This window comes from Gemella sp. GH3 (genome assembly GCF_013415425.1).
Taxonomy (GTDB): domain Bacteria; phylum Bacillota; class Bacilli; order Staphylococcales; family Gemellaceae; genus Gemelliphila.
In genome coordinates this window covers 1-14,533 of sequence record NZ_JACBYC010000142.1, presented here as the reverse complement: position 1 = coordinate 14,533, position 14,533 = coordinate 1, and the positions used below count along the sequence as shown (strand labels likewise).

13 protein-coding genes are annotated in these 14,533 nt (G+C 27.1%); all 13 read right to left on the bottom strand.

The annotated features are described in order from the left end of the window. Positions 1-164 precede the first annotated feature (164 nt). Positions 165-341, bottom strand: coding sequence for a 50S ribosomal protein L32 (rpmF, locus tag HZY83_RS05795; protein ID WP_179943112.1), 177 nt, complete (start codon positions 339-341; stop codon positions 165-167). Between the two features lie 36 nt (positions 342-377). Continuing rightward, a complete protein-coding gene (locus HZY83_RS05790; RefSeq protein WP_179943111.1) occupies positions 378-884 on the bottom strand; it encodes a DUF177 domain-containing protein in 507 nt (168 codons plus the stop codon). A gap of 99 nt (positions 885-983) precedes the next feature. Then, positions 984-1,727, bottom strand: coding sequence for a GTP pyrophosphokinase (locus tag HZY83_RS05785; protein WP_179943110.1), 744 nt, complete (start codon positions 1,725-1,727; stop codon positions 984-986). A 9-nt stretch (positions 1,728-1,736) separates the two neighbouring features. Then, a complete protein-coding gene (locus tag HZY83_RS05780; RefSeq protein WP_179943109.1) occupies positions 1,737-3,749 on the bottom strand; it encodes a hypothetical protein in 2,013 nt (670 codons plus the stop codon). 397 nt (positions 3,750-4,146) lie between these two features. Next, the gene (gene guaB / locus HZY83_RS05775; protein ID WP_179943108.1) at positions 4,147-5,610 is read right to left on the bottom strand and encodes an IMP dehydrogenase; all 1,464 of its coding nucleotides are present in this window, start codon (positions 5,608-5,610) and stop codon (positions 4,147-4,149) included. A gap of 11 nt (positions 5,611-5,621) precedes the next feature. Beyond that, positions 5,622-6,215, bottom strand: a complete 594-nt coding sequence (locus HZY83_RS05770; RefSeq protein WP_179943107.1) for a xanthine phosphoribosyltransferase — start codon at positions 6,213-6,215, stop codon at positions 5,622-5,624. 100 nt (positions 6,216-6,315) lie between these two features. Then, a complete protein-coding gene (hslO, locus tag HZY83_RS05765; protein WP_179943106.1) occupies positions 6,316-7,185 on the bottom strand; it encodes an Hsp33 family molecular chaperone HslO in 870 nt (289 codons plus the stop codon). A 154-nt stretch (positions 7,186-7,339) separates the two neighbouring features. Further along, entirely contained in the window at positions 7,340-8,626 is a 1,287-nt protein-coding gene (locus HZY83_RS05760) for an adenylosuccinate synthase (protein WP_179943105.1), read from the bottom strand. 125 nt (positions 8,627-8,751) lie between these two features. Further along, on the bottom strand, positions 8,752-9,507 hold the full coding sequence (locus HZY83_RS05755; RefSeq protein WP_179943104.1) for a GNAT family N-acetyltransferase: 756 nt from the start codon (positions 9,505-9,507) through the stop codon (positions 8,752-8,754). Between the two features lie 119 nt (positions 9,508-9,626). Beyond that, positions 9,627-10,397: a phosphotransferase family protein gene (locus tag HZY83_RS05750; RefSeq protein ID WP_179943103.1), complete on the bottom strand. Its 771-nt coding sequence runs from the start codon at positions 10,395-10,397 to the stop codon at positions 9,627-9,629. A gap of 273 nt (positions 10,398-10,670) precedes the next feature. Next, positions 10,671-12,053: a dipeptidase PepV gene (gene pepV / locus HZY83_RS05745; protein ID WP_179943102.1), complete on the bottom strand. Its 1,383-nt coding sequence runs from the start codon at positions 12,051-12,053 to the stop codon at positions 10,671-10,673. Between the two features lies 1 nt (position 12,054). After that, positions 12,055-12,762 carry a pseudouridine synthase gene (locus HZY83_RS05740; RefSeq protein WP_179943101.1) on the bottom strand — a complete coding sequence of 236 codons (708 nt, stop codon included), beginning with the start codon at positions 12,760-12,762 and terminating at the stop codon, positions 12,055-12,057. Continuing rightward, entirely contained in the window at positions 12,762-14,381 is a 1,620-nt protein-coding gene (locus tag HZY83_RS05735) for a putative polysaccharide biosynthesis protein (protein ID WP_179943100.1), read from the bottom strand. The genes HZY83_RS05740 and HZY83_RS05735 overlap by 1 nt, the downstream gene beginning before the upstream one ends. Positions 14,382-14,533 lie beyond the last annotated feature (152 nt).

Here is a 14,533-nt window from a genome sequence, read left to right as displayed (position 1 = left end):
AATAAATATCACCTAGTATATTTTCTATACCTAGTCATATTGTTTAAATTTATAACATATAGTTTTATTACTATAAATTATGTGTACTAAACAATAGTGCAGATTTTAGTTTCTATTAAATAAAAAAAAGCAACCTATCTCTAGGTTGCTTAGGTAATATTTAATTATTTTACATCTAGAACTTGTCTACCTTTGTACATACCAGTTTTTTTATCGATACGGTGACCCATAACATAGTTACCACTTTGAGCATCTAAAGTAATAGCTGGTGCAGACAATTTTTTATGAGTTCTTCTTTTTCTTTTAGCTGTTTTTGATGTTCTTCTAAAAGGAACTGCCATAGTTAATTTCCTCCAATATATTTTAAATTATGAGAATTACTTCTCTTTAAACATATCACTTAAAGCTGAAAAAGGATTATCCTTTCTCTCTTCTTCAATATAATCTTCATCAGATACTAATTCCCAACCTTCACCACTAGGTTTATCAACAAGCTCATCTTCTAAATAGTAACTTGTTGGTACATTAATGATTATTAACTCATTTACTAAATCCGTTATGTCTATAAACATATCCATAGTGTTTGTATCATAATCATTCTCACCATAAAGGATAGTTTTATCTATAAATTCTTCCCTTTCATTTATTTCAAAAGGGACTTCTAAAACATTTAACGATCTACTAGATAATACTTTATAAAATCCATTAATTTTCAAATTAACTATTATTTTATCTTGACCATTTCTAGTCAATGTACCTCTGACTATTACATCGTTAATTCCTTTTAATGCTGAATCAAAATTGTCAATTTTAATATCTATTTTTTCTTCAAAAACAAATTTATCACTATTATCTTTGAATAAAGAAGATCTTAACCATTTCATTAAATATCACCCCATAAACACAATAATGATTATATAATATATCTTTAGAGATGTCAACATAAAAAGTTGATAGTCAATATATTTTTTAGGAATATTAAATTATAATATAGAAAAATCAATTTTTTTCAATTTTTCTAGTAATTCGTCCTCTTCATTAGAATTAGATTTTAATTTATCTATTTCTTCTCTTATATGTTGCATTTTTATATCTGTTTTAGAAATAATTTCTGCACACTCTTTTAAATCTTTAGATATAAAGTTATCATCATCTAATTGTACTTTTTTGTATTTCATTTGATGTTCTAAACTAGCCCAAAAGTCCATAGCTATAGTTCTGATTTGAATTTCTACTTTTACATTTTTAGTTGTATCTGCGAAAAATACAGGAATTTTTACTATAAGATGTAAGCTACGATACCCATTTGATTTAGGATCTTTTATATAGTCTTTCTTGTGTATTAACTGAACATCATTCTGTCTAATCAAAGCAGTAGCAATTTTGTATATGTCATCAATATAATTACAAATAACTCTAACTCCAGCTATATCTTCTATATACTCTTCTATACTTTCTCTATCCAAAGATATACCTTTCCTGTCTACCTTATCAAAAATACTTATTGTACTTTTTAATCTAGTTTGTATAGAACTTATCGGATTACGTTGATGTCTTACCTTAAATTCAGAATTAAGTATATCTAATTTAGTTTCGATTTCCTTTATAGCACAATCGTACGCTAGCATCATATCTTTATAATCAATTACCGTATCCAAAATATCTTTAATTTTCGTAGTTGCGTTTTTTTCAAAATTCAATGCTAATTGATTTTTATCTATATTCATATACACCTCTTATCTTAAAAAATAAAGTGGACCCAACACAGATTCTATACTGCTATTATAATTGTTATCATTAGTTCCAAAAATATCTTCTTCATATTCTTTTATATTTTCTAAGTCTAAAATACCATTATAAAATTTAAAATGTACCTTAAAAGTTAAATTTTGTTTCGGTACAATATTATAAAAATCTTGTAAATTAATTCTTTCACCTTTGTTTATTATCTTAACTTCGCCATTACCATTATCTACTAATACTGGTAATGTTGAAGTGAGATGTGAAAAATTGTAGTGTGATTTAGGAAATAATAACAATTTTTTATTTATTAACGTATTTTTTATACTATAATCTTGCTTAACAGTAAAGACATTACTCGAATTATTATTAATTAATTCTAATGTTCCATTACCGTCAGTATCAATGGTAATATCGTAATGTTTAACATAGACTGCCGTAAAAATCAAATTTTTTCTTTTTTCAGTGATAACATTCTGCAAATCTATAGTCTTCAATATAGAATCTTTATCTTTTTTTATTATTTTATTATTTATTTCTATATTGTAATCAATATTAGCTAACCAACCTAAAAAGTCTTTATTATTTTCTTGACTTGTTGGTAAATTAATACTATTTATCTTCTTTCCAGCATACACATCTTGACCGTCAGATAAAAACTTATCAATCCCTACTCCTACAAACTTTATACTAACCCAATCTTCTTCAATCTTTTTAAAGTATATTTCTACAACTATATCTTCTGTTATGAACGTATCTTCTGTTACAGGTTTTCTATTAATTCTGTACTGTAGTTCATATCCTTCCTTAGGCGATATTTGCGATTTTAAATTTTCTAAAACTTTGTTTATAGGTTGATTTTCTGGTACATCAATGTCTTTATTTTCAAGTTCTGACGATACTAAACCAAAACGTTTATTATAATCATCTTGTCTAAGCATTAATTTCTTAGTTTTTACTTTGTAGATTGGTTTTATAGTTATACTGTTTTCTACCACCATATCGTCCAAAGAAGAAACATCTTTCTCAGACTTTGTGCTATTATCTATAATCTTATAACCTACAATATTGTAATGTTTTTGATTGTGACTACTAAAATCTATATTAGATAATTTGTCACCTGTTTTCATATATATACTTTCTGTTTTTATTTCAGATTCTATAGTTATTTTGGTATTATATTTTGCCGTAATTTTTGTCGCATTATTTATTGCTCCAGCATACGAAGCAATACTCTTATCATCAATAAAATAATCTAAAAATGTATAATTTTCTGAATTATAACGCCTTGCTATATCTTGATAATTACCTATATTGCTAAGTAAATCTTTAATAGTACTATTATTTTTCACAGTAAAGCTACTATTACTATCTTTAAATATATCAGGATAAACTATATTTACTTGTGACCAATTATCTTCTTGTTTTTTTAAATTAACAGTTATTTTATTATCAAAATAATTCAATAATAACGTGTTGTCGATAATATTTTTTTTATTCCCATCAACCAAAATTGTACTATCATTATAAGTATAGTATTTATCTACATCATACTTTTTCAATTCAGAAAAAGATATTTTTAGTTGATTGTTATTTACACTTTTAACATCTACTATTTTGTTAGTATATACATTTTTGTTATCTTCTAAAATTTCCAAAGTATATTCTTTAGGAGTATATACAAAATTACTATTAGTACTTTCTCCTACTTTTACTATACTTCCATCTTGTACAGAATAACTTTCTATTCTAGAAAATAGTTTGCTATTGTAAGTTAACTTGTCTAATATTGATTTATCAGAAATAGTATATTCTCCATTGCTAGTTATAGGCAACCTTGCTATTTCTTCTAAATATTGATTGTTAATTTTATATATTATTATATAATTATATATATTTCGTCTTAAATCCAAATTGCTAACAGTATAACTCAAAGAATTAAAACTATTAGCCTGTGAATTAATTATTAATTTAGGAGTAAAATTAGTGTCCCTATTGCTAGGTATCATTACTGTCTCTATTTTATTATTAAAAAATTCTAAATTGCTATTATAATTTTCATACTCTGCATTACAATAATTCTCATATATAACAAAAGATAATGATACCGTTAATAATGAAATTATTTTTTTATTAATAGGAATCCCTCCTTTCCAATGCTATATTAATTATAATGTTTTCATTTTTATTGGTCAATAGATTTTATAGTTTATTTTATAATGATTACTATAATTTTACTTAAATTGAAAAATTTATATTTCAAAAACAATAAAAATAGTGATAATTATCAGCTGTATAACGTCAATTATCACTATTTTGAAAACATTTATTTATATTAGTTACAATTTTAAAATACTAGTTATATTTACAATATTTCTACAATTAAATAACATTTATTTGTAAATGTTATTTTGAATAGTTAGGTGATTCTTTGGTAATTTGAACATCATGAGGATGTGATTCAATTAAACCTGCACCAGTCATACGAACAAATTGTGCTTTTTCACGTAAGTCTTCTAGATTTCTTGAACCTGTATATCCCATACCTGCTCTAATACCTCCAACTAGCTGATAAATAGTATCACTTAGTGGTCCTTTATAAGGTGTTCTTCCCTCTATTCCTTCTGGAACTAATTTTTTACCATCTTCTTGGAAATATCTATCTTTAGAACCTTTCTCCATAGCTGCTAAAGAACCCATACCTCTATAAGTTTTGAATCTTCTTCCTTGGAATATTTCGAATTCTCCTGGAGATTCATCACAACCTGCTAACATAGAACCTAACATAACTACATGTCCTCCAGCAGCTAAGGCTTTTACTATATCTCCAGAATATTTTATACCACCATCTGCGATAATAGTTTTACCATATTCTCTAGCTACTGTAGCACAATCATAAATTGCAGTTATTTGAGGAACCCCAACACCTGCCACAACACGTGTTGTACATATAGATCCTGGACCAATTCCAACTTTTACTACATCTGCTCCAGCTTCAAATAATTCTCTAGCCGCTTCTCCTGTTGCAACATTCCCGGCTATTATATCTAATTCTGAATAGTTACTTCTAAGAGCTTTTACTAAGTCAATTACACCTTTTGAATGCCCATGCGCTGTATCTACAACTATAGCATCAACACCTGCAGCTACAAGTTCTTCAACTCTTTCAAAAGTATCTGCTGTAATACCTACAGAAGCAGCTACTAATAATCTACCAAATCTATCTTTTGCTGAATTAGGATATTTTGCCAATTTCTCTATATCTTTTATTGTAATTAAACCTGACAATTTACCTTCTTCATCTATTAACGGTAATTTTTCTATTTTATGTTTACGTAAAATATAGCTTGCTTCATCTAATGTAGTATTAGCTGCTGCTGTAATTAAGTCTTCTTTTGTCATTACGTCTGCTATAGGTGTGCTGTATTCTGTTAAAAATCGCAAATCACGATTAGTTAGTATACCTACTAATTCTTTATCTTGCTTATTATTTACTATCGGCACTCCTGAAATTTTATAACGTTGCATTAAATCTTCTGCATCTTCTACCAAACATTCTGGTGTTAAATAGAATGGATCTGTTATTACACCACTTTCTGAACGTTTTACTTTTAGAACTTCTTCTGCTTGCTCAGCTATAGTCATATTCTTATGAATTACTCCTAATCCACCTTCACGAGCAATAGCAATAGCCATTTTATGTTCTGTTACTGTATCCATTGCAGCGGATAAAATAGGTACAGATAGTCTTAAATTATCTGTTAAATTTACTTTCAAGTCAACTTTTTTAGGTAATATATCACTTTTAGCAGGTACTAAAAGTACGTCATCAAATGTTAATCCTTCTTTTTTAAATTTATTTTCCCACATATAATTTTCTCCTATCTAATTTCGTCATCTGCTATGTTAAATTCAATATTTTCGTTTTCTAACGAAGAAATTCTACATAAAGAACATACTTTAATACCATTATCTTCTAAATATTTTCTTCCATTTTGAAAACTTTTCTCAATCAAAATTCCTGCACCTACTACTTTTCCTTTTGATTGATTAACTAACTGTGATAGCCCTAAAACTGCTTGTCCGTTTGCCAAAAAATCATCTATTATTAGAACTCTATCTTCTTTAGATAAAAAATCTTTTGAAACAATTATTGTATTTGTTATATTTTTAGTGTAACTATGGACTTCTGCTGAATAGAAAGAATTATGATCTAATGTTATAGGTCTACTTTTTTTTGCAAAAATCATAGGAACATCAAATAAACTAGCTACTAATATAGCTGGAGCTATCCCGCTTGATTCAATAGTTAGTATTTTTGTAATTTTTTCTTCCTTAAAATAATCATAAAAAGATTTTGCCATATCCATCATAAGTTTAGCATTTATTTGATGATTTATGAACGAATCTACTTTTAAGACATTGCCAGAATATATCTTGCCATCATTTTTTACCATTTGTTCTAAAAGTTTCACAGTTACTCTCCTTAATTTGTTATATTTTTCTATATATGATACCAAAATATTATTAAAAACTCAATAGAAATTGAAATTGTTTTTTATTATCAATCTATTACTATAAACTGTCAATCAATTCTTGAATTTCTGCTATCGTAAAAATATATTTGTTATTGCAAAATGAACATACAGTCTCTATTTGTTCCTCGTTTAACATATCAACAAGTTCATCTTTTCCTAGAATTAATAAAGCTGAAGAATATTTTTCTTTCGAACAATTACATTTGAATTCTATATTATTTTCATTCAATATAGTATAATCATCACCAAATAATAATTCTACTATATTTTCTAAGGTATTTCCTTCATTAATTAATGTAGATATTGGCTTGATATTTGCTATTACATTTTCTAATTTAGTAATAGTTTCTTCACTAGCTTGTGGTAGAACTTGTATAATAAATCCTCCTGCTGCCAAAATTGTATTGTCTACATCTACTAAAACACCTAAAGATACTGCAGATGGAACTTGCTCGCTCATTGCAAAATAGTATGTAAAGTCTTCTGCTATTTCTCCAGAAACTATTGGTGATGTTGTAGTATATTTATCTACCAACCCCAAGTCTTTTATAACGACTATTTCTCCTGTCGTTCCAACAACACCTTTAACATCTAATTTCCCTTGATCATTACTAGGTAAATGAAGTTGCATATTTGTAGCATATGCTCTAACTTCTCCTAATTCATTAGCTGTAGCAAGTATTTTACCTATCTTTCCATTTCCACGTACTCTTACATCTACACTATCGCCACTTTTTTGCATTGCTCCCATCATAGCAGTTACAGTAGCAACTCTTCCTACTGCTGCCATTGCTGTAGGATATCCATTATGACGTTTTCTTATTTCTTCTACTAAATTTGTAGTTTTGGTTGCAAAAAATCTAACTTCTTTATTTAGTGCTAGCCCTCTTATCAAATAATCTTTCATTGTTACCTCTTCTTTATGCTTCTATTAATAAATTTTCAATTTAATATTAAAAATATTTTTATATCATCAGTTTCTTTTAACTTTAATAATATAAGAGCTTACCACTAACTTATTACTTATTTGTTACAAATTAGCTAGTAAGCTCCTTATTAAATTATTGCCACAAATCTTCTAATAAATGAGTTTGTGTTCTATCAGGTCCTGTAGAGAATACAGAAATCTTCACACCTACTAATTCTTCTATTTTATCTAGGTAATTTATTGCATTATCAGGAAGTTCTTCTAATGAAGTTACACCTGTAATATCTTCAGAAAAACCTGGTAAAGTTTCGTATATAGGTTTACAATCTTTGATAATATTTTCATTTGCTGGATATTCTGTAAGTATTTCTCCATTATAATCGTAAGCTGTACATATTTTGATTTCTTTTAACCCACTAAGAACATCTAAACAGTTTACTGATAAATTTGTAATACCTGAAACTCGTGCAGAATGACGCATAACAACAGTATCAAACCATCCTATTCTTCGTGGACGTTTTGTAACTGTTCCGTATTCATTTCCTATATCTCTTATACGATCTCCTACTGCATCAAATAATTCCGTTGGAAACGGACCATCTCCTACTCTAGAAGTGTATGCTTTGCAAATACCTAAAACTTTCAGTCCCGTTGTAGGTACAAAACCATTTCCGACAGTGATTCCTCCTGCACTAGGATTAGAAGATGTTACGTAAGGGTATGTTCCATGATCAATGTCTAACATAACTCCTTGTGCTCCCTCAAATAAAATGTTTTGCTTATTATCTTTTGCATCTTCTAATAATTTTGAAGTATCTGTTACATACTCAGCTAGTTTTTTCCCATATTCAAAATATTCATTAAATATTTCATCAACAGAAAAACCTTCTGATCCATATATTTTTTCAAATAATTCATTTTTTTCTTCTAAGTTCTGTTTTAATTTTCTACTAAATAAGTCTGCATCTAATAAATCTGCTATTCTTATTCCACAGCGTTTATATTTATCTACATAAGCTGGACCAATACCTTTTTTTGTGGTACCAATTTTATTTTCTCCACGTCGTAATTCTTCTAATTCATCAAGTTTTAAATGATAAGGTAATACGACATGTGCTCTGTTAGAAATTCTAAGACCTTTGCACGTAACTCCCGTCTCTTTTAACTTAGTTATTTCTCCTACTAACCATTTCGGATCAATTACTACACCATTACCTATAATTGATAACTTATCTTCATTAAAAATACCTGAAGGAATTAACTGTAATTTATATGTTTTGTTATCAAACTTTATAGTATGACCTGCATTATTTCCTCCTTGATAACGAGCTATAACATCAGCTTTTTCTGCAAGAAAGTCAGTTATCTTTCCTTTCCCTTCATCTCCCCATTGTGATCCAACTATTACTATTGTAGACATAAACGCCCTCCTAAATAAAATATATATAGCTATTCAATTATAACAATTTCCCATTATGTTTGCAATATTATAATATCACTAATTACTATTTTTTATAAAAATAAGCAACTAGTAATAACTAGTTGCTATAATTGACTTTTTAAATAGTATTTTTGAAAAGCTTCTTTTTTAAATCCTATATTTTGATATATATATTTCGGTGTGTCAGCAGAATCTGCTACTAATATAATATTTTCTTTATCAAATTCTTCAATAGCAAACTTCAAAATATGTGATGCTATTCCTTTTCTTCTATAATTTTCTTTTACATAAAGTGCATCTATTTCAAAATAATCATCGCTCAATATTATATTAACAATACCTACTATTTTATTTTTATCCTTAGCTACTACTTGTATAATATTTTCAGATCGAATATTATCATAAATATTATCTTTATTATAATCTGCCCATTCTTTGTTGGCTATTTCCAAATCAATAGCATAGTTAAACTCTAGATACTGTGCATAATCAACTTTATCTAATATCTCTATAGTATAATCACTATCTTTTATAAAATTTGTATCCTTTTTATTAAGTGTAAAAAGATCAAAAGATATTTCATTAAATCCTTCATTTTTTAAGTATTTAACTAATTTTTTAGGAAGTTCGGCATCTTCAGGCAAAGCTAAATGAATGAAGTTAACACCTTTATCACGAAAAAAATCTCTACATGAAGAAACATAGTAATCTATATCTTCAGTAGATTCTGGTAAAGTTTTTATTTCTAGATAGTTATCACTATACGATATATTGGATTTTATTCTTCTATGTATTAAATATTTATCTGTTTCTAAAACTACTTTAGATTTAGTATGTATATTTATAAAACTATAACTCATTAATTATCCTCTCTACTGCCAATTAATCATTATTATATCATAAAGAATAATATTTTGTTAGTATAATACCATAATAAAGAAAAAAATAAAAGATAACAGATTTTACTATTATCTCTTATTTAAATATATTCAAAAAATACTTTATTTATAAAGACTAACCATTCGTTCATTTCAGAAAGTTGTCTTTTTTCGTAATACCAAATAACCATAATCATACTTTGGAACACTATGTACCACTTTAATTTCAAACGGTAACTTAAAGTTATTTCTAGACCGTAATCTGCTAACCACGTAGACCAATTTTCTTGTGGGATATATCTATAAAGAATAAAAGATATATCAATAGCAGGATCTCCTAATATAGCGTGTTCCCAATCCACTAAAAACAATTTATTAGAATTTGATAATAACCAATTATTTTTATGCAAATCAGCATGACAAGGAGCAAACTCACCATCTTTTGGAATATTATTTTCTAAATAATTAAAAGCCATAGCTATATCTTTATTTTCTAATAATTCTTTAGAAATTACACTCTTTAAATTACTAAATGAATTTAAAGCTGTTTGCTCTTGGTATCCTTGAGCCTGCATAATTCTTTTAATCTTTTGTGAGCTATGAACTTTATTTAAAATTTTTGGTATTCTATTATCGGTCATCTCTTCTGTTTTGAGATTCCTACCATTTTCAAAATCTTGTGCAGTGACTACATCACCATTACTAAGACGCTTAGTCCATTTTAGTCTAGGTACTATTTGTTCTGCAGAAAGAGCTGCTATTAGAGGGGTAGTATTTATTTTAATAAAATAATCATTATTCAGCCTGGAAAAGTAATAGTCTTCACTGTAATCACCTAGTGTCCAGCCCATTTGATAATATTCTTTTGTCAACTCTACCCCTCCTTTCCTATAAATTACTTAAACATCGCATACCTATTTTACAATTTTTAGAAATTTTTTTCAAGATTACTTTACTTCATTAATATTAAAATTATCAAAAATATTTCAACAAAATTTAATAAAATATATATTCAATTAATAAAAAACTTTATTTTATATTTGTTTACAATAATTAATATAAAATATTTTCCTAAAAATTTATTTTTAAAAAATAAAAGACAATTAAAAATAATTGTCAATATTATTCTTAATTATCTTTTGTTATTACTTACAACATAATTCATAAATAGATTCTGCAAATATTGCTACAGATAATATTAAATCGTCTACAAACATATACTCATCTGCTTGATGCATAGTATCTTCTCTTCCAGGAAGTAACACTCCAAACGCAACACCTTTTTTCAAGCATCTAGCATAGGTACCACCACCTATTACTTTTGGCTCACTAGTATAATCTCCAGTGTGATTTCTATAAGATTTTAATAATGTCTGTACTAATTGATCTTCTTTTGGTACATAATGAGCTTCTTTATTGCTATAGACATCTATATCTATATTTTCTATACTAATTGATTTTAGTTTATATAACAAATTAAATTTGGCAGGATAACGAGAATCTGTTTCTACTAACGCACTATTTACATCATAACTAAAAATACCATAGTTATAAGTAGCTTCTCCCATTTCATCATCTTTATAATTTAAGTTTAATTTTTCTCCAAATGGATCATTTGCTATATTTTCTACAATAAACTTAACATAATTCTTACCATTAACGTCTAATGATAGATTATATAAAAATTCTGCAAGTTTTGTAGCTGCATTTTCTCCTAATTGAGGTGTTGATCCATGTGCTGCTTTTCCATAAACTATAAGAGTATTATTTTTTATTTCTCCTGAAAGTTTTTCCGCTTCTAAAAAATCATTAAATTTAACACTTAAATTGGAAATATCTCCTTCCAACTCTGCTTTTGCTTCACTAGGAACCATATTTTTTACTAAACCTGCATTTAATTTAACTAATTTATAGTCATTTTCCTGACTATCTTCTACAAATTTTAAATTATATCTAAAATTAGCATGTGCTTTTTCACCATATATTAGAGGAAACATAGCATCTGGTGTAAATCCTATACTAGGTTGCTCTTCTTTTGCAAAATATGATTTAACACATCTAAATCCTGTCTCTTCATCACTACCTATTATAACTCTTACACGTTTTTTCCATTCAACCCCTAATTTATCTAACAATTTAACTGCATAGTAAGCAGCTAACGTAGGACCTTTATCATCAAGAACACCTCTAGCAAAAATTTTACCATCTCTTATTTCTGGAGAAAATGGTGGTGTTGTCCATTCACTTTCATTAACTGGAACTACATCAACATGCCCTAAAATACCAAATAAATCGTCACCTTTGCCTATTTCAATATGGCCTGCTATATTATCAACAATTTTAGTTTTGTATCCATCACGCTCTCCAAACGACAAGAATAATTCTAGTGCTTCTTTCGGTCCGCTTCCTACAGGAGTTTCTTCTGTTATATCATCACCCAAAATTGAACGAATCTTCAATAATTCAAATAAATCTGTTAATAATTCTTCTTTTTGTTTCAATGCTTCTAATTTAAAATCTATTGTCATATTATTTCTCCTTTATTATTTGTAAATTATTTATTTCTTTTTTAGAAAGATGCCTATATTTACCTAAAGGTAAACTATCATCTAAAATTAACGGCCCTATCTCTAATCTTTTTAAATAAGTAACTTTTCTGTTTATAGCTTTCATCATTCTTTTTATTTGATGAAATTTCCCCTCAGAAATGGTTAAATATGCCCTTTTATTACTTATTATTTCCAATTTAGCACTCTTACACAAATATCCGTCATCTAGAATAATACCTTTAAAAAATAATTCTTTATCATTATCGTTTAAATCTTTATCTACTTCGACATAATACTTTTTTGTTATATCTTTTTTCGGAGATAATAATTTATGTGCTAAATCTCCATCATTTGTCAACAAGATTAATCCTTCTGTATCTTTATCTAATCTACCTACTGGAAAAGGATTTAAAATCCTATCTCTATCTTCTAACAAATCAACGACTGTCTTATCAATCTTATCTTCTGTTGCACTAATTATACCTTGTGGCTTATTTAACATTATATAAATAAACTCTCTATATTCTAGCCGTTCTCCCAAAACTTCTATAATATCTGTTAATTCATCAACCTTGTAATCTGCTTTTTTTATTAATTCTCCATTAACTAAAACGCCTTTTTTTATAACCTTTTTTACTTCTGACCTAGTTAACAAACTGCTACTACTAATATACTTATCTAATCTCACTATCTTCTCCTTACTATAGCTAGTATACTTATATTTCTACCAAATAAATATTTTAAAAATTTCATTTTTGTTAGTACAAAGAAATAAATTATACTACCTACTGTGGCACAAATCATGATTAAAATAACACTGTCTATTTTTTGAACAATGTTAAAATTACTAATTATAGCGTCATAAATTGCAGATATTAATATAAACATAATAGAACTTGAAACAAAAATCTTGGTTAAATTTGAAATAAATTGTCCAAGTTTTAATTTTATTTTAAAATGTATTACCATTATGTTCAAAAATATCATTAAAATATATGTGAGCATTGAACAGAATATAGCACCACTAGTTTCGAATTTCAGAATAAATTGTTCATTCAATGAATATTTAAATAGTAACCCTAAGATTATTATTAAAACATTTAATGTTTGCTTATCTATAGCCTGCATAATAATTCCAGTCATTCCATATAATGAATATAACAATGCTAGTGGAATATAAATATGCATAAAATAAACTGCTCTAGGCTCTGGAGAATAAAAAGCTAAATACAGAGGTTCTGCTAGTGCGTACATCCCCACTAAAGCGGGAATAACTAACATCAACAATGCTAATAAAACTTTATTTATCTGTTCACTAAGCATATCAAAGTCTTTTTTTGCATAAAGTCTAGTAATAGCTGGCAAGAAAGCTCCTGTAAAAGCTGGCGCTAATGACACTGCAATCATAACTAATTTGTTTACAAAATTATTATAAATATTAAATTCTTTTTCTGCTACATGAGCTAAATTTATTTTATCCATAACAGGAATTAAAGTATTTTGATCAATTAATGTTAGGATAGAGAAAAATGAAGAAACTATCATAAATGGTATTGCAACATAAAAAATTTCTTTAACAATACTAAATGTACTTACATCATTAGAATATACATTATTATCTTGGTTAAAGTCCAAAGAGTTTTTATATTTTCTATAATAATATAGTAATATTAATACTGATATTATTGCTCCTATACCAGTAGCCAAAGTGGCAACAGCGTTAGCATATACTACATTACCATATATGTTCATCACTAAATATGCACCAACAAGCATAACTACAATTCTTATTACTTGTTCTACAAATTGAGACATTGCTGTTGGCATCATTATCTCATGTCCTTGAAATATTCCTCTTAAGCCAGAACTTATCATAACAAAAGGCAGTGCCAAACTTAAAGTTTTAATTACTAATGATAATTCATCAACACTATATAACAATTTCTTATCAGCAGTAGCTATTGTCTGAGCTGCCAAATAATCAGAGCCAAATATAAAAAATAAAAATCCTAAAATACCAGTTACTAATAAAATAGTTGATCCGACTTTTGCAATTTTTCTACTAGTTACATAATTTCCTTCTTCATTATATTTTGATACTAGTTTAGCCAAAGTTAAAGGTATCCCTGCCGATGATAATTCTAGTATTAAGACATAATAATTATAAGAATAATTGAAAAGAATCATATTATCCGGACCGCCAATTATCACATAAAACGGAATAATATAAATCAAACCAATTATTTTCGTTAATATTAAACTAACACTTAAAATAAATGTTCCTTTAAATAAGGAATCTCTTTTCAAACTATCACTTCCAAACATAATTAAATTTTACATGAATTTATATTGATAAATATATACCAATGTAATAAATAAACTATATACTAAGAATAATCTAGTTAGTTTATCTATTCTTTTTTTCTTTATTAAGTTTTCAGAAACTAGTAGTATATATA

What these genes read in the sequence shown, in the direction of transcription:
- rpmF (WP_179943112.1), bottom strand. Translation starts at nt 341, where the DNA reads ATGGCAGTTCCTTTTAGAAGAACATCAAAAACAGCTAAAAGAAAAAGA.
- HZY83_RS05790 (WP_179943111.1), bottom strand. Translation starts at nt 884, where the DNA reads ATGAAATGGTTAAGATCTTCTTTATTCAAAGATAATAGTGATAAATTT.
- HZY83_RS05785 (WP_179943110.1), bottom strand. Translation starts at nt 1,727, where the DNA reads ATGAATATAGATAAAAATCAATTAGCATTGAATTTTGAAAAAAACGCA.
- HZY83_RS05780 (WP_179943109.1), bottom strand. Translation starts at nt 3,749, where the DNA reads ATGATACCTAGCAATAGGGACACTAATTTTACTCCTAAATTAATAATT.
- guaB (WP_179943108.1), bottom strand. Translation starts at nt 5,610, where the DNA reads ATGTGGGAAAATAAATTTAAAAAAGAAGGATTAACATTTGATGACGTA.
- hslO (WP_179943106.1), bottom strand. Translation starts at nt 7,185, where the DNA reads ATGAAAGATTATTTGATAAGAGGGCTAGCACTAAATAAAGAAGTTAGA.
- HZY83_RS05760 (WP_179943105.1), bottom strand. Translation starts at nt 8,626, where the DNA reads ATGTCTACAATAGTAATAGTTGGATCACAATGGGGAGATGAAGGGAAA.
- HZY83_RS05755 (WP_179943104.1), bottom strand. Translation starts at nt 9,507, where the DNA reads ATGAGTTATAGTTTTATAAATATACATACTAAATCTAAAGTAGTTTTA.
- pepV (WP_179943102.1), bottom strand. Translation starts at nt 12,053, where the DNA reads ATGACAATAGATTTTAAATTAGAAGCATTGAAACAAAAAGAAGAATTA.